The 24,139-nt window shown below is 73.0% G+C and carries 25 protein-coding genes; 18 read left to right on the top strand and 7 right to left on the bottom strand.

The window, feature by feature from the left end:
* The first annotated feature begins 20 nt into the window (after nucleotides 1-20).
* A complete protein-coding gene (locus AC07FJ_RS21745) occupies nucleotides 21-728 on the top strand; it encodes a B3/B4 domain-containing protein (protein ID WP_479051003.1) in 708 nt (235 codons plus the stop codon).
* 20 nt (nucleotides 729-748) lie between these two features.
* Here AC07FJ_RS21745 and AC07FJ_RS21740 read toward each other — a convergent pair whose 3' ends face one another.
* Entirely contained in the window at nucleotides 749-1,369 is a 621-nt protein-coding gene (locus tag AC07FJ_RS21740; protein WP_479051002.1) for a response regulator, read from the bottom strand.
* The gene (locus tag AC07FJ_RS21735) at nucleotides 1,366-2,559 is read right to left on the bottom strand and encodes a sensor histidine kinase (protein WP_479051001.1); all 1,194 of its coding nucleotides are present in this window, start codon (nucleotides 2,557-2,559) and stop codon (nucleotides 1,366-1,368) included. The genes AC07FJ_RS21740 and AC07FJ_RS21735 overlap by 4 nt, the downstream gene beginning before the upstream one ends.
* 112 nt (nucleotides 2,560-2,671) lie before the next feature.
* Between AC07FJ_RS21735 and AC07FJ_RS21730 the strand changes: the two genes are divergently transcribed.
* Together AC07FJ_RS21730 and AC07FJ_RS21725 are read left to right on the top strand one after the other, a co-directional pair.
* Nucleotides 2,672-3,748, top strand: coding sequence for an ABC transporter permease (locus tag AC07FJ_RS21730; protein WP_479051000.1), 1,077 nt, complete (start codon nucleotides 2,672-2,674; stop codon nucleotides 3,746-3,748).
* Between the two features lie 5 nt (nucleotides 3,749-3,753).
* Complete coding sequence (locus AC07FJ_RS21725; protein ID WP_479051244.1) at nucleotides 3,754-4,449, top strand: ABC transporter ATP-binding protein; 696 nt, start codon at nucleotides 3,754-3,756, stop codon at nucleotides 4,447-4,449.
* Between the two features lie 30 nt (nucleotides 4,450-4,479).
* Here AC07FJ_RS21725 and AC07FJ_RS21720 read toward each other — a convergent pair whose 3' ends face one another.
* Nucleotides 4,480-5,292, bottom strand: coding sequence for an IclR family transcriptional regulator (locus AC07FJ_RS21720; protein WP_361416220.1), 813 nt, complete (start codon nucleotides 5,290-5,292; stop codon nucleotides 4,480-4,482).
* A gap of 375 nt (nucleotides 5,293-5,667) precedes the next feature.
* Between AC07FJ_RS21720 and allB the strand changes: the two genes are divergently transcribed.
* Both allB and alc read left to right on the top strand, forming a co-directional pair.
* Nucleotides 5,668-7,020, top strand: a complete 1,353-nt coding sequence (allB, locus tag AC07FJ_RS21715; protein ID WP_479050999.1) for an allantoinase AllB — start codon at nucleotides 5,668-5,670, stop codon at nucleotides 7,018-7,020.
* A 5-nt stretch (nucleotides 7,021-7,025) separates the two neighbouring features.
* Nucleotides 7,026-8,138, top strand: a complete 1,113-nt coding sequence (gene alc, locus AC07FJ_RS21710) for an allantoicase (RefSeq protein WP_479050998.1) — start codon at nucleotides 7,026-7,028, stop codon at nucleotides 8,136-8,138.
* Between the two features lie 273 nt (nucleotides 8,139-8,411).
* Here alc and AC07FJ_RS21705 read toward each other — a convergent pair whose 3' ends face one another.
* Nucleotides 8,412-9,158 (bottom strand): SDR family oxidoreductase, encoded by a 747-nt coding sequence (locus AC07FJ_RS21705; protein WP_479050997.1) that lies wholly within the window; start codon nucleotides 9,156-9,158, stop codon nucleotides 8,412-8,414.
* Between the two features lie 210 nt (nucleotides 9,159-9,368).
* On the opposite strand from AC07FJ_RS21705, the gene AC07FJ_RS21700 reads away from it, so the two are divergent.
* Nucleotides 9,369-9,989, top strand: coding sequence for a dihydrofolate reductase family protein (locus AC07FJ_RS21700; protein ID WP_479050996.1), 621 nt, complete (start codon nucleotides 9,369-9,371; stop codon nucleotides 9,987-9,989).
* Between the two features lie 78 nt (nucleotides 9,990-10,067).
* Here AC07FJ_RS21700 and AC07FJ_RS21695 read toward each other — a convergent pair whose 3' ends face one another.
* Nucleotides 10,068-10,772 (bottom strand): YqeB family protein, encoded by a 705-nt coding sequence (locus AC07FJ_RS21695; protein WP_479050995.1) that lies wholly within the window; start codon nucleotides 10,770-10,772, stop codon nucleotides 10,068-10,070.
* 102 nt (nucleotides 10,773-10,874) lie between these two features.
* Between AC07FJ_RS21695 and AC07FJ_RS21690 the strand changes: the two genes are divergently transcribed.
* Nucleotides 10,875-11,501 carry a TetR/AcrR family transcriptional regulator gene (locus AC07FJ_RS21690; protein ID WP_479050994.1) on the top strand — a complete coding sequence of 209 codons (627 nt, stop codon included), beginning with the start codon at nucleotides 10,875-10,877 and terminating at the stop codon, nucleotides 11,499-11,501.
* A 165-nt stretch (nucleotides 11,502-11,666) separates the two neighbouring features.
* Nucleotides 11,667-12,590 carry a DMT family transporter gene (locus AC07FJ_RS21685; RefSeq protein WP_479050993.1) on the top strand — a complete coding sequence of 308 codons (924 nt, stop codon included), beginning with the start codon at nucleotides 11,667-11,669 and terminating at the stop codon, nucleotides 12,588-12,590.
* A 189-nt stretch (nucleotides 12,591-12,779) separates the two neighbouring features.
* Here AC07FJ_RS21685 and AC07FJ_RS21680 read toward each other — a convergent pair whose 3' ends face one another.
* Nucleotides 12,780-13,481, bottom strand: a complete 702-nt coding sequence (locus tag AC07FJ_RS21680) for a lytic polysaccharide monooxygenase auxiliary activity family 9 protein (protein ID WP_479050992.1) — start codon at nucleotides 13,479-13,481, stop codon at nucleotides 12,780-12,782.
* 180 nt (nucleotides 13,482-13,661) lie between these two features.
* Between AC07FJ_RS21680 and AC07FJ_RS21675 the strand changes: the two genes are divergently transcribed.
* The 3 genes from AC07FJ_RS21675 to AC07FJ_RS21665 are packed head-to-tail and all read left to right on the top strand — an operon-like array spanning nucleotide 13,662 to nucleotide 15,918.
* On the top strand, nucleotides 13,662-14,846 hold the full coding sequence (locus tag AC07FJ_RS21675; protein WP_479050991.1) for a cytochrome P450 family protein: 1,185 nt from the start codon (nucleotides 13,662-13,664) through the stop codon (nucleotides 14,844-14,846).
* Between the two features lie 11 nt (nucleotides 14,847-14,857).
* Nucleotides 14,858-15,298, top strand: coding sequence for a PaaI family thioesterase (locus tag AC07FJ_RS21670; protein ID WP_479050990.1), 441 nt, complete (start codon nucleotides 14,858-14,860; stop codon nucleotides 15,296-15,298).
* Nucleotides 15,299-15,327: 29 nt separating this feature from the next.
* Nucleotides 15,328-15,918: a hypothetical protein gene (locus AC07FJ_RS21665; RefSeq protein ID WP_479050989.1), complete on the top strand. Its 591-nt coding sequence runs from the start codon at nucleotides 15,328-15,330 to the stop codon at nucleotides 15,916-15,918.
* A gap of 142 nt (nucleotides 15,919-16,060) precedes the next feature.
* Here the strand turns inward: AC07FJ_RS21665 and AC07FJ_RS21660 are convergent, their stop codons facing one another.
* Complete coding sequence (locus tag AC07FJ_RS21660; protein ID WP_479050988.1) at nucleotides 16,061-17,068, bottom strand: Gfo/Idh/MocA family protein; 1,008 nt, start codon at nucleotides 17,066-17,068, stop codon at nucleotides 16,061-16,063.
* Nucleotides 17,069-17,200: 132 nt separating this feature from the next.
* On the opposite strand from AC07FJ_RS21660, the gene AC07FJ_RS21655 reads away from it, so the two are divergent.
* The 7 genes from AC07FJ_RS21655 (at nucleotide 17,201) to AC07FJ_RS21625 (ending at nucleotide 24,127) form a co-directional block, all read left to right on the top strand.
* Entirely contained in the window at nucleotides 17,201-18,001 is an 801-nt protein-coding gene (locus AC07FJ_RS21655; protein WP_468288451.1) for a GntR family transcriptional regulator, read from the top strand.
* A 140-nt stretch (nucleotides 18,002-18,141) separates the two neighbouring features.
* Nucleotides 18,142-19,143, top strand: a complete 1,002-nt coding sequence (locus AC07FJ_RS21650) for a sugar ABC transporter substrate-binding protein (RefSeq protein ID WP_479050987.1) — start codon at nucleotides 18,142-18,144, stop codon at nucleotides 19,141-19,143.
* Between the two features lie 131 nt (nucleotides 19,144-19,274).
* On the top strand, nucleotides 19,275-20,360 hold the full coding sequence (locus AC07FJ_RS21645; RefSeq protein ID WP_479050986.1) for a substrate-binding domain-containing protein: 1,086 nt from the start codon (nucleotides 19,275-19,277) through the stop codon (nucleotides 20,358-20,360).
* Entirely contained in the window at nucleotides 20,357-21,424 is a 1,068-nt protein-coding gene (locus AC07FJ_RS21640) for an ABC transporter permease (protein WP_479050985.1), read from the top strand. Before AC07FJ_RS21645 ends, AC07FJ_RS21640 begins: the two co-directional genes overlap by 4 nt.
* Nucleotides 21,421-22,260 (top strand): ATP-binding cassette domain-containing protein, encoded by an 840-nt coding sequence (locus tag AC07FJ_RS21635; RefSeq protein ID WP_479050984.1) that lies wholly within the window; start codon nucleotides 21,421-21,423, stop codon nucleotides 22,258-22,260. The genes AC07FJ_RS21640 and AC07FJ_RS21635 overlap by 4 nt, the downstream gene beginning before the upstream one ends.
* A gap of 125 nt (nucleotides 22,261-22,385) precedes the next feature.
* On the top strand, nucleotides 22,386-23,543 hold the full coding sequence (locus tag AC07FJ_RS21630) for an ROK family glucokinase (protein WP_479050983.1): 1,158 nt from the start codon (nucleotides 22,386-22,388) through the stop codon (nucleotides 23,541-23,543).
* Entirely contained in the window at nucleotides 23,540-24,127 is a 588-nt protein-coding gene (locus tag AC07FJ_RS21625) for a hypothetical protein (RefSeq protein WP_479050982.1), read from the top strand. The genes AC07FJ_RS21630 and AC07FJ_RS21625 overlap by 4 nt, the downstream gene beginning before the upstream one ends.
* Nucleotides 24,128-24,139: the final 12 nt, after the last annotated feature.

Below are 24,139 nucleotides of genomic sequence, written 5' to 3'. Positions count from 1 at the left end.
AAGGAACGGCAGCCCCTCCCATGACGACCTTCCGCATCGACCCCGCCGTCGCGGACGCCTTCCCCGACACCCGTATCGCCCTGGTCACCGCCACCGGGCTGCGCGGCCGGGAGCCCTGGCCCGGCACCGCCGCGGCCCTGGAGGCGCTGGAGCAGCGGCTCGCCGACGGCACCTGGCGGCCGGCCGACGAGACCGACCCGCGCATCGAGGCGTGGCACACCGCCTACCGCTCCTTCGGCACCAACCCCCGCCGCGTCCGCCCCAGCGTCGACGCCCTCGGCCGCCGCCTGGCCAAGAAGGGCTCCCTGCCGCGGATCAACCCGGCCGTCGACTCCTACAACGCCGTCTCCGTCCGTCACGGCCTGCCCGCCGGGGCCTTCGACCTCGAACACCTCCACGGCGACGTGGTCATCCGCCACGCGGACGGCACCGAGGAGTTCACCCCGCTCGGTGAGCCCGACACCGTCGAGAACCCCAGGCCCGGCGAGATCGTCTGCGCCGACACCACCGGCGTCCTGACCCGCCACTGGAACCACCGCGACGCCCACCGCACCCGCGTCACCGAGGACTCCTCGCACGTCGTCTTCGTCCTCGAAACCCTCCACGCCGCCCGCGACGGCCATCTCCTGGAGGCGGCGACCGAGGAGCTGCGCGGCCTGCTCACCCCGCACACCGCACAGATCCGCGTGCACCACCTCACTCCGGGACGGCCCCGGGCCGCCGTCTGAGGCCCCACCGTCCGAGCGCCTCAGCGGCGGATCAGCCGCCGGTCCCTCGCCGTCGCCACCGCCGCCGTGCGCGAGTCCACGCCCAGCTTCGCGAAGACGTGCACCAGGTGCGACTTCACCGTCGCCTGGCTCAGGAAGAGCCGCTTGCTGATCTGCTGGTTGGACAGGCCCTCGCCCACCAGCTGCAGCACCTCCAGCTCGCGCCTGGTCAGCGCCTGCGCCGGGGTGCGCATCCGGTCCATCAGCCGGTGCGCGACGGCCGGCGCCAGCGCCGACTGCCCGGCCGCCGCCGTGCGCACCGCCGCCGACAGCTCCTCCGGGGGCGCGTCCTTGAGGAGGTAGCCGCTCGCGCCCGCCTCGACGGCCGCGAGGATGTCGGCGTCCGTGTCGTACGTCGTCAGCACGAGCACCCGGGGCGCGCCGGCGCGGGCGGTGATGGCCGCCGTCGCCTCCGCGCCGTCCATCCCGGGCCCGAAGCGCAGGTCCATCAGGACCACGTCCGCGTCCGGTGCCAGCTCCACGGCACGCTCGGCCGTCGCCGCCTCGGCGACCACCGTGAAGTCGGGCTCCGTGTCGAGGACGGCCCGCAGACCGGCCCGTACGACGGGATGGTCGTCCGCGAGCAGCAGGCGGATCGTCATGCGGCCGCCTCCCGGGGCAGGGGCAGTGGCACCGGGAGCGGGAGGGCCACGGCGACGGCCGTGCCCTGGCCCGGCGCGGACTCCACGGTGAAGGATCCGCCGAGCGACTCCGCCCGCGAGCGCATCGCCGGGAGCCCGAAACCGCCGCTCGGAGAAGGGGCGCAGGCGCCCGGGTCGAAGCCCTTGCCGTCGTCGACCACGTCCAGCGTGACCGAGGCGTCCATGAAGGTCAGCGTGATCTCGGCGCGCTCGGCACCCGCGTGCCGCACCGTGTTGGCCAGCGCCGACTGGGCGATCCGCAGCAGCGCCACCTCGTACGGCGTGGGCAGCGGCTGCGGCGTACCGCTCACGGAGAACCGCACCCGGGGCCCCGGCTCCGGCCCCGGCCCCGGCTCGCACAGCCGCTCCAGGGCCGCCGCCAGCGAGCCGTGTTCCAGGTCCGCCGGCGCCAGCGCCCGGACGAACCGCCGCGCCTCCGCCAGGTTGTCCTGCGCGGCGTGGCGCGCCCGCTCGATGTGCGCGGCGGCCGGGGAGCCGTCCGGCAGGGCGCGCTCGGCGGCCCGCAGCAGCAGCTGGATGGAGGAGAGGCTCTGTGCGAGCGTGTCGTGGATCTCGCGTGCCAGCCGCTCCCGTTCCGCGAGCGTGCCCGCGTGCCGCTCGGCGGCCGCCAGCTCGGCCCGGGTCGCGATCAGCTCCTCGATGAGCCGCCTGCGCCGCTCGCTCTCGCGGTACAGCGCCTGGTAGCCCAGCACCGTCGCCACCGCGACCGCCGCCCCCAGCAGCGGCCCGATGAACGCCCCCGGGTTCAGCGGCGCGCCGTGGTGGACGTACGACAGGATCGCCGCGCCCGCGGTGGCGGCCACGGCCGGCAGGGACCAGCGCACCGGCAGCAGGTGCAGGTGCAGGAAGTAGAGGGGGAACGCCGCCCACAGCCCGTCGGGGGTGAGACCCAGCAGCACCAGCCAGGCCGCACTCAGCACGCCCAGCCACAGCGCGGCGGCCGGCGCCGAGGTGCGTACGGGGGGCAGGACCGAGCCCGCCGCGTACACCGCGCCCATCACCGCGGCCGCGGCCACCACGGCCGGGTCGCCGGAGGACCGCAGCGCGGCGAGGGCCAGCAGCCCCGCCAGCAGCAGATGGAGACAGAGGCGCAGCACGCGCAGGACGGGGGTGAGGGTACGCGGATCCATGACCCGTCCAGGGTAGGTGTCGACGCCCCCGCCGCCCTCAACCGAAAGTTTGACGCCGGGGCCGTCCGGCGCGCGATGCGGTGACCGGCGGAGCGTCGGCAGGCTGGGCGTCATGTTCGTGGCATGGAGAGATCTGCGGTTCGCCAAGGGGCGGTTCGCGCTGATGGGCACGGTGATCGTGTTGATCACCCTGCTGGTGGGGCTGTTGTCGGGCCTGACGGCCGGGCTCGCGCGGGAGAACGTCTCGGCGATCACCGGGCTGCCCGCCGACCGGCTCGCCTTCGCGGCCCCGCCCCCCGGCCGGTCGGTGTCCTTCGCCGAGTCGGCCGTCCCCGACAGCGCCTGGCGCGCCTGGTCCCGGCAGCCCGGCGTCACCGCCGCCGAACCGGTGGGCATCAGCACCCTGAACGCCACCGCCGCGGGCGGCCGCACGGCGGCCGTCTCCGCCTTCGGTACGGCCCCGGGCGCCGGGATCGCCCCCGAGAGCGCGAAGCTCGGGCCCGGGAAGGCGGTCCTGTCGCGGCCGGCCGCCGACGAGCTCGGCGGGGCAGGGCCCGGTGACCGCGTACGGCTGGGATCCCGGGAGCTGGCCGTGGTGGCGGTCGCGGGCGACGCTTCGTACAGCCATACGCCGGTGGTGTGGACGTCCCTGGCCGACTGGCACGCCATGGGGCAGGGGCGTACGGGGGCGACGGTCGTCGCCCTGCGGGGCGCGGGGATCGACGTGGCGGCGGGGGACCGGGCCGCCGGTACGCGGACGCTCGGCGTCGACGAGGCGCTCACCGCCATCGGCTCCTACCAGGCGGAGAACGGCTCGCTCCAGCTGATGCGCGGCTTCCTCTTCGCGATCTCGGCGCTCGTCATCGGCGCCTTCTTCACGGTGTGGACGATCCAGCGCGGCGCCGATGTGGCCGTGCTGAAGGCGCTCGGCGCCTCCACGCCGTACCTGCTGAAGGACGCCCTCGGGCAGGCGGCGCTGATGCTGGCCGGCGGGACGCTGCTCGGGACCGCGCTCGCGGCCGGCGCCGGCGCGGTGGTGAGCGGGGGCGACGTGCCCTTCGTCCTGGAACCGGAGACCGTCCTGGGCCCGGCCGCCGTGATGATCGTCCTCGGAATGCTCGGAGCCGCCCTGTCCATCCGGCGGATCACCGCCGTCGACCCGCTGACCGCGCTGGGGAGCGCCCGATGACCACGATGAGCCTCGTCCTCGACGACGTGACCCTGACCTATCCGGACGGCGACGGCCGGGTCACCGCGCTCGACTCCGTCTCGCTCGCCGTACCGCCGGGCACCCTCACGGCGGTCGTCGGCCCCTCCGGCTCCGGCAAGTCCAGCCTGCTCGCGGTGGCCGCGACGCTGGTGACGCCCGACCGGGGGCGCGTGATCGTCGCCGGGACCGACACCGGCGTCCTCGACCGGGCGGGCAGGGCGGCCCTGCGGCGCGAGCACATCGGGATCGTGTTCCAGCAGCCGAACCTGCTGCCGTCGCTCACGGCCGCCGAGCAGCTGGTCGTGATGGCCCACCTGTCGGACCGGCGCAACCGCGCGGCCGCCCGGGCGCGGGCCCTGGAGCTGCTGGACGCGGTGGGCCTCGCCGACCAGGCCGGGCGGCGGCCGCACCAGCTCTCCGGCGGGCAGCGCCAGCGCGTGAACATCGCGCGGGCGCTGATGAACGACCCGGCCGTACTGCTGGTCGACGAGCCGACCAGCGCGCTGGACCACGAGCGGGGCGCGGCGGTCCTGGACCTGCTGGTCACGCTGACCCGGGCGCGCTCCACGGCCACCGTGCTGGTGACGCACGACCGCGCCCACCTCGACCGCACGGACCGCACGGTGACGGTCCGGGACGGCCGGCTGTCCGAGCCGGAGCCTTCGCCGGTACGGCCCTGACGCTCAGCCTGCCGCGTACAGGGCTGAGGCTCAGCCCTGGCCGTTGGCGGCGGCGGTGTTCGCCAGGGCCGTCGACAGGTCCTGCGCGACCTCCTGCAGGATCGGGACGATCTTCTCCGTCGCCGCCTCCGTCACCCGGCCCGCGGGCCCGGAGATGGAGATCGCGGCGGCGGTGGGGGAGTCGGGCACCGAGACCGCGATGCAGCGCACCCCGATCTCCTGCTCGCTGTCGTCGACCGCGAACCCCGCCTCCCGCACCTGCACCAGGGCGTCGAGGAAGCCCTCCGGCGTGGTGATGGTCTTCTCCGTCGCGGCCGGCATCCCGGTACGGGCGAGCAGCGCGCGGACCTCCTCCGGCGGGGTGTGCGCCAGGAGCGCCTTGCCCACGCCGGTGGAGTGCGGCAGCACGCGCCGGCCGACCTCGGTGAACATGCGCATCGAGTGCTTGGAGGGCACCTGAGCCACGTACACGATCTCGTCGCCGTCGAGCAGCGCCATGTTCGCGGTCTCGCCGGTCTCCTCGACGAGGCGGGCGAGGTACGGGCGGGCCCACGTGCCGAGCAGCCGCGCCGCGGACTCGCCGAGGCGGATGAGGCGGGGGCCGAGGGCGTACCGCCGGTTGGGCTGCTGGCGCACGTAGCCGCAGGCGACCAGCGTGCGCATCAGGCGGTGGATGGTGGGCAGCGGCAGCCCGCTGCTGGAGGAGAGCTCGCTCAGACCGACCTCGCCCCCGGCGTCGGCCATCCGCTCCAGGAGGTCGAAGGCACGCTCGAGGGACTGCACGCCGCCGGTCGCGGAGGCGGGCTTGGCGGCGTCGGTGGTGCTGGCGCTGGACGTCGGCACGGCACGGTCCTTTCGGGGCGGATGGGCAAGTCAGCAGCCTACCGGGCCGTCCGGCCGGGCACATCGCCCGCAGTGGGACGTCTTTGCCGGTCAGGGGCCGTTTGTCCGGGTGCTCGCCGGGATCGGTGCGTGCTCGCCGGACCTCCCTCTGTGGGTAGCTACGTTCCCTTGAATGAAATTATCTTTCCACTTCATGGAAACATCCAAGCCGCCTCCGCGCCACCGCGGCGGGCCCTCGGGGGCCTCTTGACGGCACCGGATCGGAGGGGAAGACTCCCTCACAAGCTTCAACAGTTCGTTGAAGTTGAGATGTGTGCCGTGTGCCTTGCCTCTGCCTGTGCCGTGCCGTGGGCTTGTCGGCGTTGGACGATGTGAATGGAGAACGACGGGAACGTGGACGTGAACCTGGTACTGCGCTCGACGCGCGTCATCACCCCCGAGGGGACGCGCGCCGCCTCGGTCGCCGTCGCCGACGGCAAGATCGCGGCGGTGCTGCCGTACGACGCCGAGGTGCCCGCCGGCGCCCGCCTGGAGGACGTCGGCGACGACGTCGTCCTCCCCGGCCTCGTCGACACCCACGTCCACGTGAACGACCCGGGCCGCACCGAGTGGGAGGGCTTCTGGACCGCCACCCGCGCGGCCGCGGCCGGCGGCATCACCACGCTCATCGACATGCCGCTCAACTCCCTCCCGCCCACCACGACCGTCGACAACCTGCGCACCAAGCAGGAGGTGGCCCGCCCGAAGGCCCACATCGACGTCGGCTTCTGGGGCGGCGCCCTGCCCGACAACGTCAAGGACCTGCGGCCCCTGCACGACGCCGGCGTCTTCGGCTTCAAGTGCTTCCTGTCGCCGTCCGGCGTGGACGAGTTCCCGCAGCTCGACCAGGAGCAGCTGACCGCCTCGCTCGCGGAGATCGCCGGCTTCGGCGGCCTGATGATCGTGCACGCCGAGGACCCGCACCACCTGGACGCGGCCCCGCAGAAGGGCGGCGCCAAGTACGCCGACTTCCTCGCCTCCCGGCCGCGCGACGCCGAGAACACCGCCATCGCCAACCTGATCGACCAGGCCCGGCGCCTCGGTGCCCGCGTGCACGTCCTGCACCTCTCCTCCAGCGACGCGCTGCCGATGATCGCCGCCGCCCGCCGCGAGGGCGTCCAGATCACCGTCGAGACCTGCCCGCACTTCCTCACCCTCACGGCCGAGGAGATCCCGGACGGGGCGACGGAGTTCAAGTGCTGCCCGCCCATCCGTGAGGCGAGCAACCAGGACGCCCTGTGGGAAGGCCTCGCGGACGGGACGATCGACTGCATCGTCTCCGACCACTCGCCCTCCACCGCCGACCTCAAGACCCCCGACTTCGCCACCGCGTGGGGCGGCATCTCCTCCCTCCAGCTGGGCCTGCCCGCCATCTGGACCGAGGCCCGCCGCCGCGGCCGCACCCTCGAGGACGTCGTCCGCTGGATGTCCACCGCCCCGGCGCGGCTCGCGGGCCTCGGCCAGAAGGGCGCCATCGAAGCGGGCCGGGACGCCGACTTCGCCGTCCTCGCGCCCGACGAGACCTTCACCGTCGACCCCGCCGAGCTGCAGCACCGCAACCGGGTCACGGCGTACGCGGGCAAGACCCTGCACGGCGTCGTGAAGTCCACCTGGCTGCGCGGTGAGCGCATCGCCGACAACGGCACCCTGGCCGAGCCGAGTGGCCGGCTCCTCGAAAGGACCAAGTGACACCCGTGACCGCCATACCCAGCTTCACCGGCGACGCGAACCCCTACGGCGGCGGCGACCCGTACGCCGACTACCGCACCGCCGACTTCGCCTTCACCAGCCTGGTCGACCTGGCCGACCGCCGCCTCGGCGCGGGCGTCATCGCCGCCAACGACGAGTTCTTCGCCGAGCGCGAGAACATGCTCAAGCCCGAGCCCGCCGAGTTCGACCCCGAGCACTTCGGCCACAAGGGCAAGATCATGGACGGCTGGGAGACGCGCCGCCGCCGCGGCGTCTCCGCCGACGAGCCGCACCCGACCGCCGAGGACCACGACTGGGCGCTGGTACGCCTCGGCGCGCCCGGCGTCGTACGCGGCATCGTCGTCGACACCGCCCACTTCCGCGGCAACTACCCGCAGGCCGTCTCCATCGAGGCGACCTCGGTGGCCGGTTCCCCGTCGCCCGAGGCCCTCCTCGCCCCCGACGTGAAGTGGACGACGCTCGTCCCGCGCACCGCCATCGGCGGCCACGCGGCCAACGGCTTCGCCGTCGACGTCGAGCAGCGCTTCACGCACCTGCGCGTCAACCAGCACCCCGACGGCGGCATCGCCCGCCTGCGCGTCTACGGCGAGGTCGCCCCGGACCCGGCGTGGCTCGGCGTGCTCGGCACCTTCGACGTCGTCGCGCTGGAGAACGGCGGCCGCGTCGAGGACGCCTCCGACCGCTTCTACTCGCCGGCCACCAACACCATCCAGCCGGGCCGCTCCCGCAAGATGGACGACGGCTGGGAGACCCGCCGCCGCCGCGACAAGGGCAACGACTGGATCCGCTACCAGCTGGTCGAGCAGTCCGCGATCCGCGCGGTCGAGATCGACACCGCGTACCTCAAGGGCAACAGCGCGGGCTGGGCGGCCCTGTCCGTACGCGACGGCGAGAGCGGCGAGTGGACCGAGTTCCTCTCCCGCACCCGCCTCCAGCCGGACACCAACCACCGGTTCGTCCTGCCGGAGCCGGTCGTGGGCACCCACGTCCGCATCGACATCTACCCCGACGGCGGCATCTCCCGCCTGCGGCTGTTCGGCTCGCTGACGGAGGAGGGCGCGAAGCGCCTCACCGCCCGCCACGAGGAGCTCAGCTGACCGTATGACCCGGGCAGTACGACACCTGCCCGCACGCGAGCGGCGCACCGGCCCGACAGCACCGGTGCGCCCTCGCGCCTTTTCCACGCCCGCGGCGCCGGCACGCCCGGACCCGGTGCGCGTCGCGCGCCCTGCTCGCGGCTTCCGCGACCGCCGCGCCTGCTGGTCCCCGTGCGTGCCGCTCCTCGCGCCCGCGGCGCCTCGGCTTCGCGGTGCCCGTCGTCCGCCGCTTTTGCGGCGCCCGTCGCCTTCCCGGCGCCCCGGCCGCGCCCGCTACGCCGCGTGGCCGCCGTCCACCGCGAACTCGGCGCCCGTCACGTACCCCGCCTCCTCGCCGGCGAGGTACGCGACCATCGACGCCACCTCGTCCGGCGCGCCGAAGCGCCCCAGCGCCGTCAACGCGCGCTGGCCGTCCGCGTACGGGCCGTCCGCCGGATTCAGGTCGGTGTCGACGGGCCCCGGGTGGACCAGGTTCGCCGTGATGCCCCGGCCGCCGAGCTCCCGCGCCAGCGCCTTGGTCAGGCCGGACAGCGCCGACTTGCTCATCGCGTAGAGGGTCCCGCCGGGCCCCGGTACGCGCTGGGTCATGCACGTACCAATGGTCACGATCCGCCCGCCCCGTGCCATGCGCGCCGCCCCCGCCTGCGAGGCCAGGAACACGCCGCGGACGTTCACCGCGAGGACCCGGTCCACGTCCGCGAGCGTCAGGCTCTCCAGCGGGCCGAGCACCCCGACCCCCGCGTTGTTCACCAGCACGTCGAGCCGCCCGCCGCCCAGCGCCCCGGCGGCGCGCTCCACCGCGCCCGCCGCCGACGCGTCGGCCGCGTCCGCGCGCAGGGCGATCCCGCGCCGCCCGGTCGCCTCGATCTTCCGCACGACCTCCCGGGCCGCCTCCTCGTCGCGTACGTAGGTGAGGGCGACGTCCGCGCCCTCCCGGGCCAGCCGCAGCGCGATCGCGGCGCCGATGCCGCGGCTGCCGCCGGTGACCAGAGCGGTCCTGCCGTTCAAAGTGAGCTCCATGCCGTTCTCCGTGCTTCCCTCGGAAGTGGTTGCGCGCTCAATCACATCCGAGGGGTCGCCGTACCGCTGGCGGCGATCGGACACGGAGATCCACTGCCGGACGAAGGACGGCTTGCGGCCGCGGGCGCGGTCCGGCCAGGTGACGGACGATGAAGAAGGACCTGATGAGGAAGGTCTGATGAGAAAAGCCTGATGAGAAGGGCACCAGCCATGGCCAAGCTCACCCTCACCTCCTTCGTGACGCTCGACGGCGTGATGCAGGCCCCCGGCGGCCCCGACGAGGACCGCACCGACGGCTTCGCGTACGGCGGCTGGAGCGTGCCGTTCGTGGACGAGGAGTTCGGGCGGTTCATCGACGAGGTCTTCCAGCGGGTGGACTGCTTCCTCCTCGGCCGGCGGACGTACGAGATCTTCGCCTCGTACTGGCCCAAGGTCACCGACGAGAGCGACCCCGTCGCGAGCCGCCTCAACACCCTGCCCAAGTACGTGGTCTCCACGACCCTCGACACCGCCGACTGGCACAACTCCATCGTGATCAAAGGCGACCTGACCGAGGAGGTGAACCGCCTCAAGCAGCGGCCCGGCCGCGAGATCCAGGTCCACGGCAGCGCCCGCCTCGCCCAGAGCCTCCTCGCGCACGGCCTGGTCGACGAGCTGAACCTCCTCGTCTACCCCGTCTTCCTCGGCAAGGGCCGCCGCCTCTTCCCCGACGGCGGGACCCCGACCGCCTTCGAGCTCACCGGCCACCGCACGACCCCCACCGGCATCAGCATCCATACCTATCGGACCGCCGGGCCCGCCCAGTTCGGCACCTTCCAGCCCGGGGAGTGAGCGGAGAGCCGGCCGGGCCGTGTCCGCGAGGCCCCTCACCCGGCCACCGCCGGGAGGCGCCACCGCCCGGCGGGCGGACTACCGGAACGTCCTCCAGTACTGGCGTCGCTTCTCGTCCCTCACGACGACGCCGAGACGGGCCAGTTCCTCCCGGAGCTCCCGTACGTCGTCATCGGAGGAGCCCTTCTTCTCCAACGACTCCTGGCGGGCCTTGAGGAGGGCGTTCGCGCCCTCCGGCAAGCCGGGGGTGTCAGGGACCCACCGGCGGAACTCGTCCTCGTACGGATCGGCGTCCGCCCACGCGTAGCCGTGTTCGGTGAAGGCGTCGGCGACACGGCCGGCGTCCAGATCGCACTCCTGCCGAGCGAGCTCGCCACCGTCGTGGCCGAGCAGGACGAGCTGCTTGCCGTCCCGGAACACCGCGGCGACGGCGTCGCGTGGGAATTCCCGCGCACGCCCCTCACGGGTGAGCACAACGCGGTCGTCCGACAGGCGCACCACCAACTGCTCGTGCTGGATGACGAATCCGAGGACCAGCCCTGCCGCCGCACCCGCGGCGACCAGCCACGGAGCGGGGACCGACGCGACGAGCTCGGCCGGCCCCTGCAGCGGTGCCCAGGGAAGCGTCACCAGCCAATCGGCCAAGGGGCCCGCCAGCCGGCCGGCGCCCGCCCCCGCCAGCAGCAGAACGACGTAGACCAGCACGGTGCCGCGCACCGACCGGCCGAGCACGGTGAGCTTGTCCCCTCGTGGGTGTCGCTCACGTCCCTCGCGCATGCTCATGCTTTCCCCTTGCTCCTGTCGGGTAATAATAGACCGAGCGCTCGGTCTATTATTACTGGACGGAGACCGGAAGAGCCCGGAGCCGAGCAGAAGGGGACCACGATGAGGACAGTCGATCCGGTCAGGCACCGGGCCCGGCGCCGGCACATCGTCAACACCGCGGCCGAACTCTTCGCCGCCAGAGGTTTCGAGCGCACCACCACGGCGGAGATCTGCAAGGCCGCGGGCATGAGCGCGGGCAACCTCTTCCACTACTTCCCCAACAAGCGTGCGATCTTCCACGCCGTCTTCGAGGACGAGAAGCACGACGGCGCCACCAAGGCCGAGCGTCTCGCCGCCGCCCGCGCCGCCGACGATCCGTGGACCGCCCTCCTCGACACCGTCGACCTCCTCGCCGCCCCGGCTGCGGAGCCGCTGGTTCCCGCCCTCGTGATGGAGGCGATGATCCAGGCCTACCGCGACCCCGATCTCGAAGCGCTGCTGAGCCGTGACAACGAGGAGGAGCGGGCCACCATCGCCACCCTGCTGCGGAAGGCGGGCGCGGCGGGCCGGATCGACCCGGGCCTGGACCCGGACGCCACCGCGGCCTGGGTCATGGCGCTCATCGGCGCTCTCTACACCAGCGCCGCCACCGACCCGTCCTTCACGCCGGCCGAGCAACTCCCCACCCTGCGCCTCATCATCCAACGCTTCCTGCGGCCCGGGACCCATGAGGAGCGGGAGCGGTGAACGGGTGCAGTGGCAGCCCGTCGGCCCGTGCCGGATACGGGGGCCGGGCCGCCAACGCTCCGGCGTAGGGGCCCTCGACGCGTGGGCGCGGCCCGGGTACGGTGATCGTCCGCGTGCGAGCCGCCGACGCCTCCACACCGCCCACGCACCCTGGAGACCGGCCGCATGTCGTCGCTCGCCGCCGCCCCCGCGCCCCCGTACGCCCGGAGGGCCTGGCTCACCGACCTGCCCGTGCTGCTCGTCGCGGCCGTCTGGGGCGCCAGCTACCTCGCCGCCAAGGGCATCACCACCGCGCACACCGTGATCGCGGTGCTGGTCCTGCGCTTCGCGGTGGTCCTGCCCGTGCTCGTGGCCGCCGGGTGGCGGGCGCTGCGCGCCCTGACGGCGGCCCAGTGGCGCGGGGCCGGAGTCCTCGGAGCCGTACTGAGCGGCATCTTCCTGCTGGAGACGTACGGGGTCGTCCACACCTCCGCGACCAACGCCGGGCTCATCATCAGCCTCACCATGATCTTCACGCCGCTCGCCGAGGCGGCCCTGACCAGGACCCGCCCGTCCGGCTCCTTCCTGGCCGCCGCCGGCCTGTCGGTCGCGGGCGTGGTGCTGCTGACGCAGGGCGGCGGGCTCACCGCCCCCTCGGGCGGCGACCTGCTGATGCTGCTCGCCGCCCTCGCCCGTACGGTCCACGTCCTCGCCATGTCCCGTATCAAGGCCGTCCGGGGCGCGGACTCGCTGTCGCTCACGACGGTCCAACTCGGCGGCGCGGTGGCGGTCTTCGCCCTGATCGCCGTCGCCGTGCCGGGGAGCGGCGCGTCGCCGTGGACGGTGGCGGCGGGCTTCGGGGCGCGGGAGTGGGCGGGGCTGCTCTTCCTCGCGGTCTTCTGCACGCTGTTCGCGTTCTTCGTGCAGATGTGGGCGGTACGCCGTACCTCGCCGTCCCGCGTGAGCCTGCTGCTCGGCACCGAGCCCCTGTGGGCGGCGGCGGCCGGTATCGCGGTCGCCCGCGAGCAGGTGGGCGCGGTGGGCGTCGGCGGCGCCGTGCTCGTGCTCGCCGGGACGTGGTGGGGGAGGAGCGCCGCGGGCCCGCGGTGATCGGCGGGACACCGCGGGCCCGGGACCAAGGTGTCTGTCCGCCGCAACTCCCCTCTCCGCCCCAGTAATACGTCTGTTTCCCGCTCGAGGCCTTTCCTCTCTTTTTGTGGGGTGGGGTGGGGGGGACCCCCCCCCCCCCTCCCCCACCTCCCCCCCCCCCCCCCCCCCCCCCCGGGACCGGGGTGCCGGTCAGCCGAAGTTCACGTCGCTGCACAGGTAGTACGTCTGGTCCATGTGCGAGGCCTTCCAGATCGTGTAGACGACGTGGTGGCCCGTGCGCCCCGGGGCGCTGACGTCGTCGATCACATAGTTCTGGCCCGGGGCGTAGCGGCCGGTCTGCTTGACCAGCTGCAGGTCGCTCCAGCTCAGCGCCTGGGTGGCGGGGTTGAAGCCCTGCTTGGTGACGTAGACGAGGAAGTAGTCCGCGCCGTGGCTGGCCTGGTCGAAGAGCTTGACCGTGAAGTTGCTCGTGACGTTCGTCGTCTTCCACGGGCCGACGGCGTCCAGGGCGTTGTAGCGGCCGCCTTCGGTCCGGCCGCCGCTGCACAACTGCCCGTTGGGGATGGCCGCCTGGTGGTTGCCGCCGACGCCGTTGCGGTAGAGGCCGTTCCAGTTCCACATGGCGTTCGGGTTCGCCTGCCACGCCTGCCAGCACATGGGGTCCTGCTGCTGCATGGCCGGGTTCATGTGGTCGCTGCCCCAGCGTAACCAGCAGCCGTAGTTGCGGGACGCCGGGTCGACGACGGACCCGTGCGCCGAGGCGGTGCCGGACCAGGGGATCAGGGCGAGCAGCGCGGCGGAGAGCAGGGTGAGCAGGTGCACCGTCCAGCGGGGGCGGCGGCGCGTGGGGCCCGTGGTACGGGCCGGGCTATCGAGATCACGACCAGTCATGTGTGCGGCTCCATCGTCCGGTTGAGTGGGGTGCCGGGTGGATGGGAGCGCTCCCAGTCCTGGCGTACCCACCCTCGCACGGCGGAAAACCCGACGGCTCCCCCGCTCGTGGCCCGGTCAACGCCGCTCACGCCCGAGTCAGGGCTGCCCGACGGCGAGGGGCGCGCGTAGGGTGGGCCGATGGAAACCGTCGATCTCGGCGCGTACGGCGAGGAGTTCAACGCCGACCCGTATCCGTACTACGCCAAGCTCCGCGCGAGCGGGCCCGTCCACCACGTCCGCACCCGCCTCGGGCACGAGGTGTGGCTGATCGTCGGCCACGTGGAGGCGCGGGCCGCGCTCGCCGACCCGAGGCTGTCCAAGTCGCCCGCCAGCGCCGGTCTCGAGAGAATGCTCGACGAGCAGCTCATCGGGCCGCACCTGCTGGTCGTCGACCCGCCCGACCACACACGGCTGCGGAAGCTGATCGCCCGTGAGTTCACCGGGCGGCGCGTCGAGGCTCTGCGGCCGCGCGTCCAGGCGATCACGGACGAACTGCTCGACGCCATGGACGGACCCGAGCGGCGTGCCGACCTGGTCGACGCGCTGGCCTTCCCGCTGCCCATCACCGTCATCTGCGAGCTGCTGGGCGTGCCCGCCGCCGACCGCGCCCGCTTCCGCGCCTGGTCCACCGAGATCGTCGCCCCGACCGGAGCGGACCCCGAGCTCGAAGCGATCCATGCCCTCGCCGCCTACCTCGACGAACTCATCGAGGACAAGCGCTGCTCCGGCCCCACCGACGACCTGCTCTCCGCGCTGCTGCGTACGCGCGCCGAGGACGGCGACCGGCTCTCGTCCCGCGAACTGCGGGCCATGGCGTACCTGCTGCTGATCGCGGGGCACGAGACGACCGTCAACCTCATCTCCAACGGGGTGCGCGCCCTGTTCGCCCACCCGGAGCAGCTCGCCGCGCTCCGCGCCGACTTCGGGCTGCTGGACGGCGCGGTGGAGGAGGTGCTGCGCTACGACGGGCCGGTCGAGACCGCCACGGCCCGTTTCGCCCTGGAGCCCGTGCCGGTCGGCGACACCGTCATCCCGGCCGGCGCCTGCGTCCTCGTCGGCCTCGCCGCGGGCGACCGCGACGCGGCGAGGTTCCCCGACCCGGACCGCTTCGACATCCGCCGCGACACCGGCGGCCACCTCGCCTTCGGCCACGGCATCCACTACTGCCTGGGCGCCCCGCTGGCCCGCCTGGAAGCCCGCGTCGCGCTCCGCGCCCTGCTGGAACGCTTCCCGTCCCTCGAACTCGACCCCTCCGCCGGGCCGCTCGACTGGCTGCCCGGCCTCCTCATGCGCGGCGTGCGCCGCCTTCCCGTCAGGTGGTGACGAACAAACCCATGAGCGGATTCGACCTCTCCCTCGACCTCGAACTCGCCCGGAAGGCCCTCGACGGCCAGCCGTTCAGCCGGCTCCTCGGCGCCCGCATCACCGCCTTCGGCGACGGCGCCGCCACCCTGGAGCTGGACATCCGCGAGGAACTCCACCAGCAGAACGGATTCCTCCACGGCGGAGTCCTCTCGTACGCCGCCGACAACGCCCTCACCTTCGCCGCGGGCGCCGCCCTCGGCCCGGCCGTGCTGACGGCCGGCTTCTCCATCCAGTACGTCCGCCCCGCCACGGGCCGCGTGCTGATAGCCCGCGCTTCCGTGGTCCACGCGGGACGGCGGCAGGCGGTGGTGCGCTGCGACCTGCTGACGACCGATGGGGAGGGCGGGGAGGAGACGCTCTGCGCGGTGGCGCAGGGGACGGTGCTGTCGGCCCCGAAAACGGGTGGCTGACGCGCGGGCCGGGTGTGAGGGTTCCGCCCATGGGCAACTCGCAGGCATATCCCGTTCTCCGCACCGACGACGCCTTCACGGCGTACGCCCAGGCCACGCGCCTCTGCGCGCTGCTGGCCGAATGTGAGGACGCGGTGGGCGTCTTCGCCGAGCTGCGTACGGTCCAGGACGTACGGCGGATGGCCGACGTCCTTCCCGGCGCGGCCTTCGCGTACGACGGGGCCCGCAAGGACCCGGTCACGGGGGAGTACGTCTGGTTCGACCTCGAGGTGACGGCGCTGGACGATACCGAGCTGGAGGCGCATCTGCCGCTGTCGGTCAGGGAGGACGTCCCCACCGGCAGCGTCGAGGAGCGGTTCGTCGCGGCCCTCGGCCGGGGCACGGCGGCCATCGAATGGCACGGCATGTGGCCGGGTGATCCCGAGGGTGGGCGGTACGGATCGCCGAAGGACGACGGTGTCCAGGTCGTGTTCCACTGCGACGACCCCCAATGGGGCGAGTGGGCCGAGCACCACACCGTCTTCGTCCACGTGACCAAGTTCGGCGACCTGTCCTGGGCCGAGGAACTCGCCGCGCGCGTGGGCGGCGAGGTGCTGGGCGAAGCGCACACCGGTTGGTGAGCCGACGCGGCCGGCGTTGTCGCCCATCGGCTCCGCGCCCGTCGCCGCGGACGGCACCTTCCACTCACACGGACCGGCCCGGACCGCGCCCGCAACCCGCCGAGCCGCCGGGGCACTTCGACCTCCGGCGGCTCTTCGTCGATCAGAGGGCCGACGCGATCTCCTCCAGCCGCACCGGCCGCCGCTCGCGGCGCGACAGTTCGCAGGCCTCGGCGATGCGCAGCGCGCGCAGGGCCTCGTGGCCGTCGCAGGGGTTGTCGCGGTCGCCGCGTGCCAGGCGGACGAAGGCGTCGAGTTCGGCTGCGTACGCCGGGGCGAAGCGTTCGAGGAAGCCCGGCCACGGGTTGTCGGCCAGGGGCGGGCCGAGGGGTTCGGTGGAGGTGAGGGGGGTGCGGTCGTCGAGGCCCACCGCGATCTGGTCGCGTTCGCCGGCGAGTTCCATGCGGACGTCGTAGCCCGCGCCGTTGCAGCGGGTGGCGGTCGCGGTGGCGAGGGTGCCGTCGTCCAGGGTGAGGAGGGCGGCCGCCGTGTCGACGTCGCCCGCCTCGCGGAACATGGCGTGCCCGGTGTCGGAGCCGGTCGCGTACACCTCGGTGACCTCGCGGCCGGTGACCCAGCGCAGGATGTCGAAGTCGTGGACCAGGCAGTCGCGGTAGAGGCCCCCGGAGAGCGGCAGGTACGCGGCGGGCGGCGGCGCCGGGTCGGAGGTGATGGCCCGTACGGTGTGCAGCCGGCCGAGCCGGCCGGCGCGTACGGCGTCACGGGCCGCGCGGTAGCCGGTGTCGAAGCGGCGCATGAAACCGAGTTGGAGCGGGGTACCGGAGGCCTCGACCTCGCGCAGTGCGCGGAGGGTGCCGGGTAGGTCGAGGGCGATGGGCTTCTCACAGAAGGCGGGCAGGCCGGCGCGGGCCGCGCGGGCGATGAGGTCGGGGTGGGCGGCGGTGGCCGAGGCGATCACGACGGCGTCCACGCCCCAGGCGAAGACGTCGTCGACGGTGGGGGCGGCGGTGGCGCCGGTGATGCCGGCGACCTCGGCGGCCCGGGCCGGGTCGGCGTCGGCGACCACGAGGGAACCGACCTCCGGGTGGCGGCTGAGCACTCCCGCGTGGAAGGCGCCGATACGTCCCGTTCCGATGAGTCCGATGCGCATGGCCCCCAAGGTGGGGCCGGGCCGGGTGCCATGTCAAGCGTTTGTCATGACAACCTGACTTCACGACTTTCCGTCATGATGGCATGCGGCTACGCTCGGCCCGTGCCCAAGCAGACCCGAGAAGCCCGAGACATGCGTGGAAGCAGCGGACGCGGTGGCGGCGGCGGACGTGACCGCGGCGAGGCCGCCCCCGTCGCACGGCTCCCCCTGAGCGTCGACCGCACCAGCCCGGTCCCGCTCTACTTCCAGCTCTCGCAGCAGCTGGAGGCGGCCATCGAGCGCGGCGCGCTCACCCCGGGCAGCCTCCTCGGCAACGAGATCGACCTGGCCACCCGGCTCGGCCTCTCCCGGCCCACCGTCCGCCAGGCCATCCAGGCCCTCGTCGACAAGGGCCTGCTCGTCCGCCGCCGCGGTGTCGGCACCCAGGTCGTACACAGCCAGATCAAGCGCCCGCTGGAGCTCAGCAGCCTGTACGACGACCTGGAGGCGGCCGGCCAGCGCCCCGCCACCATCGTCCTGACCAACCGCCTCCTGCCCGCCACCGCCGAGGTCGCCGCCGCCCTCGGCGTACCGGAGGGCAGCGACGTCCGGTTCCTGGAGCGGCTGCGGTTCGCGCACGACGAGCCCATGGCGCGGCTGCGCAACCACCTGCCGCCCGGCCTGCTCGAACCCGGTTCCGAGGAGCTGGAGGAGACGGGCCTCTACCGGATGATGCGCGGCGCGGGGATCACCCTGCACAGCGCCCGCCAGTCCGTCGGGGCCCGGGCCGCCACCGCGCTGGAGGCGGACCTGCTCTCCGAGGAGCCGGGTGCGCCGCTGCTCACCATGGAGCGCACCAGCTACGACGACACCGGCCGCCCTGTGGAGTTCGGCTCGCACATCTACCGGGCGTCGCGGTACGCCTTCGAGTTCCAGCTCCTGGTGCGGCCCTAGCCTCCCGTGCCCGTGCCCGTACATCATGTCGTCAGCGAGTAAGAATGTTCGGACAAAGTATTGACGGGCCGTCGCCACCGCCGTAGAAACGCACCCAGCCGCAACCGGGCGGCGCCGGGCACAGAAGGCGGACGACCACCATGCGAACCACCCGCACGGCGGCAGCGGCCCTGCTGGCCGCAGTCGTACTCACCGTCACCGCCGCCGGATGCAGCGACTCCGGCGGCAAGAGCGCCGAGGACAAGCCCCCCGCCTCCGGCGGCGGCAACCCCGCCACCACCGCGCGCATGACCATCGCCATGGTCACCCACTCCGGCGAGGGCGACACCTTCTGGGACATCGTCCAGAACGGCGCCGAGCAGGCCGCCGCGAAGGACAACGCCGAGTTCCTCTACGCCGCCGACAAGGACGGCAAGGAACAGGCCCAGCTCATCGACTCGTACGTGGCGAAGAAGGTGGACGGCCTGATCGTCACCCTCGCCAAGCCCGAGGCCGTCAAGGCGTCCGTCGCCAAGGCCGTCAAGGCGGGCATCCCCGTCATCACCATCAACTCCGGCGGGCAGCACTCCACGGCGTACGGCGCCCTCACCCACATCGGCCAGGACGAGGGCGTCGCCGGCGAGGCCGTCGGCGCCGAGCTCAACGCACGCGGCAAGAAGAAGGCCCTGTGCGTCATCCACGAGCAGGGAAACGTCTCCCTCGAAGAGCGCTGCGCCGGCGTGAAGAAGACCTTCAAGGGCGCCGTCGAGAACCTCAACGTCGAAGGCACCAACATGCCCGCCGCCACCTCCTCCATCGAGGCCAAGCTCCAGAGCGCCGACGACATCGACGCCGTCGTCACCCTCGGCGCGCCCTTCGCCGCCGCCTCCGTCAAGGCCAAGCAGAGCGCCGGCTCCGGCGCCGAGATCGACACCTTCGACCTCAACGCGGCCGTCGTCGCCCAGCTCAAGGCCCGGCAGATCGGCTTCGCCGTCGACCAGCAGCCCTACCTCCAGGGCTACCTCGCCGTCGACGCGCTCCGGCTCCACAAGGACAACCTCAACGTCATCGGCGGCGGCAAGCCCGTGCTCACCGGCCCCGCCCTCGTCACCGAGAAGGACGCGGAGCGGCTGGCGGACCTCACCGCCCGCGGGACCCGATGAAAACCGGACACATCGCCATGACCGATACTTGCCCAGTCGTACGGCAAGGACAGCGAACAGAGCAAAAGGGGCACGGCGTCGTGGCAAGGAGTCCAAGGAACCCAGGGAATCCAAGGAGCCCGAGGGGTTCGATGGGTCCAAGGGGCCCAAGGGATCCGCAGGCGGCAGGAGCGGCGAAGCCCACACGAGCACGCACCCGGGTACGGCCGCGGACCCGCGCCCTCCGCGCGGCCCTCGCCGCGGTGCTCGGTCTCACCCTCACCGGCGCCCTCGCCGGCTGCAGCGCCACCGGCGGCAAGCGCGCCGAGGACGCCCGCAAGGCCGCCGCCGCCCAGGGCCGGGCCGCCGTGGACACCCCGCGGTGGACCATCGCCATGGTCACCCACTCCGGCGACGGCGACACCTTCTGGGACATCGTCCAGAGCGGCGCCAAGCAGGCGGCCGTCAAGGACAACATCACCTTCCTCTACGCCCACAGCGACGAGGGACAGCAGCAGGCCCAGCTCGTCGAGTCCTACATCGACAAGAAGGTCGACGGCCTGATCGTCACCCTCGCCAAGCCCGACGCCATGAAGGCGGCCGTCGCCAAGGCCGTCAAGGCGGGCATCCCGGTGATCACCGTGAACTCCGGTGCCGAGCAGTCCAAGGCCCTCGGCGCCCTCACCCACATCGGCCAGGACGAGAACATCGCGGGCGAGGCCGTCGGCGACGAACTCGACCGGCGCGGTCGCAAGAAGGCCCTGTGCATCCTGCACGAGCAGGGCAACGTCGGCCACGAGCAGCGCTGCGCCGGCGTGAAGAAGACCTTCGACGGCGACGTGCAGAACCTGTACGTCGACGGCACCAACATGCCCGACGTCCAGGCGTCCATCGAGGCCAAGCTCCAGACCGACCGGTCCATCGACGCCGTCGTCACCCTCGGCGCGCCGTTCGCGGACGCCGCCGTCCAGGCGAAGAAGGCCGCCGGCTCCGACGCGGAGGTCGACACCTTCGACCTCAACGCCAAGGTCGCCGCCGGCCTCAAGGCCCGGCAGCTCGGCTTCGCCGTCGACCAGCAGCCCTACCTCCAGGGGTACGAGGCCGTCGACCTGCTGTGGCTGCACCGCTACAACGCCGACGTCCTCGGCGGCGGCAGGCCCGTCCTCACCGGCCCGCAGATCATCACCCAGCAGGACGCCGCCAAGCTCACGGAATACACGGAGCGGGGAACCCGATGACAGCGACCGCACCACCCGTACCAGACGAGGACCGCACGCCCTCCGGCGGTGACGAGCGGCTGCTGCGCACCTCACCGCTGCGCAGGCTGCTCGGCCGCCCCGAGCTGGGCTCCGTCGTCGGAGCCGTGGCCGTCTTCCTCTTCTTCGCCCTCGCCGCCGACAGCTTCCTGCGCGCCACCAGCTTCGGCACGGTGCTGTACGCGGCCTCCACCATCGGCATCATGGCCGTGCCGGTCGCGCTGCTGATGATCGGCGGCGAGTTCGACCTGTCGGCCGGTGTGCTGGTCACCACGTCCGCGCTCATCTCGTCGATGTTCAGCTACCAGATGACGGCCAACGTCTGGGTCGGCGTCGCCGTCTCCCTCCTCGTCACCCTCGCCGTCGGCGCGTTCAACGGCGTCATGCTGACCCGCACCAAGCTGCCGAGCTTCATCATCACGCTCGGCACCTTCCTGATGCTGACCGGCATGAACCTCGGCTTCACCAAGCTGATCAGCGGCACGGTCTCCACCAAGACCATCGCCGACATGGAGGGCTTCTCCTCCGCCCGCACCCTCTTCGCCTCGCACGTCACCGTCGGCGGCGTCGACCTCAAGGTCACCATCCTGTGGTGGCTCGCCCTGGTCGCCCTCGCCACCTGGATCCTGCTGCGCACCCGCTTCGGCAACTGGATCTTCGCGGTGGGCGGCAACGCCGACGCCGCCCGCGCGGTCGGCGTCCCCGTCCGTACGACGAAGACCGGCCTCTACATGGGCGTGGCCTTCTGCGCCTGGGTGTCCGGACAGCACCTGCTGTTCTCGTTCGACGTCGTCCAGTCCGGCGAGGGCGTCGGCAACGAGCTGATCTACATCATCGCGGCCGTCATCGGCGGCTGCCTGATCACGGGCGGGTACGGGTCGGCCATCGGCTCGGCGGTCGGCGCGTTCATCTTCGGCATGACCAGCAAGGGCATCGTGTACGCCGAGTGGAACCCGGACTGGTTCAAGTTCTTCCTCGGGGCGATGCTCCTCCTCGCGACCCTGCTCAACGCCTGGGTCCGCAAGCGTGCGGAGGCAACGACATGAGCACCCCCCTCGTGGAGCTCGACGACGTCAGCAAGTACTACGGCAACATCCGCGCCCTGGAGGGCGTCTCCCTCGAGGTCCACGCGGGTGAGATCACCTGCGTCCTCGGCGACAACGGTGCCGGCAAGTCCACCCTCATCAAGATCGTCGCGGGCCTGCACGCCCACGACGGCGGCACCCTGCGCATCGACGGCGAGGAGACCGCCCTCACCTCCCCGCGCGACGCGCTGGACCGGGGCATCGCCACCGTCTACCAGGACCTGGCCGTCGTCCCTCTCATGCCGGTCTGGCGGAACTTCTTCCTCGGCTCCGAGCCCACCAAGGGCGCCGGCCCCTTCAAGCGCCTCGACGTCGACCTCATGCGCGAGACGACCCGCGCCGAGCTGCTGCGCATGGGCATCGACCTGCGCGACGTCGACCAGCCGATCGGCACCCTCTCGGGCGGCGAACGGCAGTGCGTGGCCATCGCCCGCGCCGTCCACTTCGGCGCGAAGGTGCTGGTCCTCGACGAGCCGACGGCGGCGCTCGGCGTCAAGCAGTCCGGGGTGGTCCTCAAGTACGTGGCCGCCGCGCGCGACGCGGGACTGGGCGTGGTCCTCATCACGCACAATCCTCACCACGCGTATCTGGTCGGTGACCGGTTCGTGCTGCTGAAGCGCGGTGTGATGGCCGGCAGCCACACCAAGGACTCCGTCACGCTGGACGAACTGACCCGTCAGATGGCGGGCGGCAGTGAGCTGGAGGACCTCCGCCACGAGCTCGGACGGGCCCCGGCCCCGCCCCCCGCCCCCTCCCGCGCCGACGCCCCCGCCACCCCGCGGCCCGAGGCGCCGTAACCCCGCCGCACCGCCGCCCCCGCCCCCGTACCTGGCAGAATCGAGGGCGGCGGGCGCCGTCCGCCGCCGGCCCCGGCGCCCCACGCACCGCCCGGCCCACCCCCTGACCAGGGACGACAGGACACGTGAGCACGTACCGCGACCCCGCACACCGCGGCTCCGCCCGCGCCACCGTCCTGCGCACCATCTCCGCCCGCGAACGCCGCTCCCACCTCACCGCGCCCCGGGTGCCCACCGTCGGCATCGACATCGGCGGTACGAAGGTGATGGCGGGCGTCGTCGACGCCGACGGCACCATCCTCGAGCAGCTCAGGACCGAGACCCCGGACAAGTCCAAGAGCCCCAAGGTCGTCGAGGACACCATCACCGAGCTGGTCCTCGACCTCTCCGACCGGCACGACGTCCACGCCGTCGGCATCGGGGCCGCCGGCTGGGTCGACGCCGACCGCAGCCGCGTCCTGTTCGCCCCGCACCTCGCCTGGCGCAACGAGCCCCTGCGCGACGCCCTCCAGGCCCGCCTCGCCGTCCCCGTCATGGTGGACAACGACGCCAACACCGCCGCCTGGGCCGAGTGGCGCTTCGGCGCCGGCCGCGGCGAGGACCACCTCGTCATGATCACGCTCGGCACCGGCATCGGCGGCGCCATCCTGGAGGACGGCCGCGTCAAGCGCGGCAAGTACGGCGTCGCCGGCGAGTTCGGGCACATGCAGGTCGTCCCCGGCGGCCACCGCTGCCCGTGCGGCAACCGCGGCTGCTGGGAGCAGTACAGCTCCGGCAACGCCCTGGTGCGGGAGGCCCGCGAGCTCGCGGCGGCCGACTCGCCGGTCGCGTACAACATCATCGAGCGCGTCAAGGGCTCCGTCCCCGACATCACGGGGCCGCTCATCACCGAGCTCGCCCGCGAGGGCGACGCCATGTGCGTCGAGCTGTTCCAGGACATCGGCCAGTGGCTCGGCGTCGGCATCGCCAACCTCGCGGCCGCCCTCGACCCGTCCTGCTTCGTCATCGGCGGCGGCGTCAGCGCCGCCGACGACCTGCTCATCGGCCCCGCCCGGGACGCCTTCCGCCGCCACCTCACCGGCCGCGGCTACCGCCCCGAGGCCCGGATCGCCAAGGCCCAGCTCGGGCCCGAGGCCGGCATGGTCGGCGCCGCCGACCTCGCCCGGCTCGTCGCCCGCCGCTTCCGCCGCGCCAACCGCCGCCGCGTGGAGCGCCACGAGCGGTACGAGCGCTACGCCCAGGCGCTCCGCGGCGCCCGCTCCACCGAGGAGCCGCAGCCATGACCACCCTTCTCGACCAGACCGCCCCCACGCCCGAGCCGGCCTCCGGGCGCCCCGCCGCGGAGGACCGGCGGCACATGATCCGCCGCCGCTGGGTGACGGCCGTCGTCATCGCCCTGCTCATCGGCATCCCGGCCGGCTACCTCGTCATCTCCGCCGAGCAGAGCCGCGACAGCGGCCGCGACAAGCAGGCCGAGTCCTCCGCCACCGGCCTGCGCGACAGCTGGCCGTCCAAGATGAAGCGCCGCGTCTTCGAGGTGCCGATCCCCGGCAACGCCACCGACGTGGCCTACTTCGAGACCAGCAACTGGAAGTCGAGCCGGCTGTACGTGCAGTTCACGACGGACGGCTCGGGGCTCGACGACTTCCTCCAGGACGTCGGCAGCAGCCGTTCCGAACTGGTCGCGGACCGGGTCACGATCGGCGAGCGCGACGCCGAGACGGTCGGCTGGAGCTTCCCCGACTCGCACGACTGGGCCGGCACCACGCACCGGCGGCCCGACCCGCGACCCACCCGCGACATCACGGTCGACCTCACCGACCCGGCCGCCCCGCGCGTGTACGTCGTCTCCACCGCGACCCCGTGACCGTAGCCGCCG

It is taken from the genome of Streptomyces sp. NPDC045998, from assembly GCF_056430285.1.
This window is presented reverse-complemented; position numbering and strand designations above follow the sequence as displayed.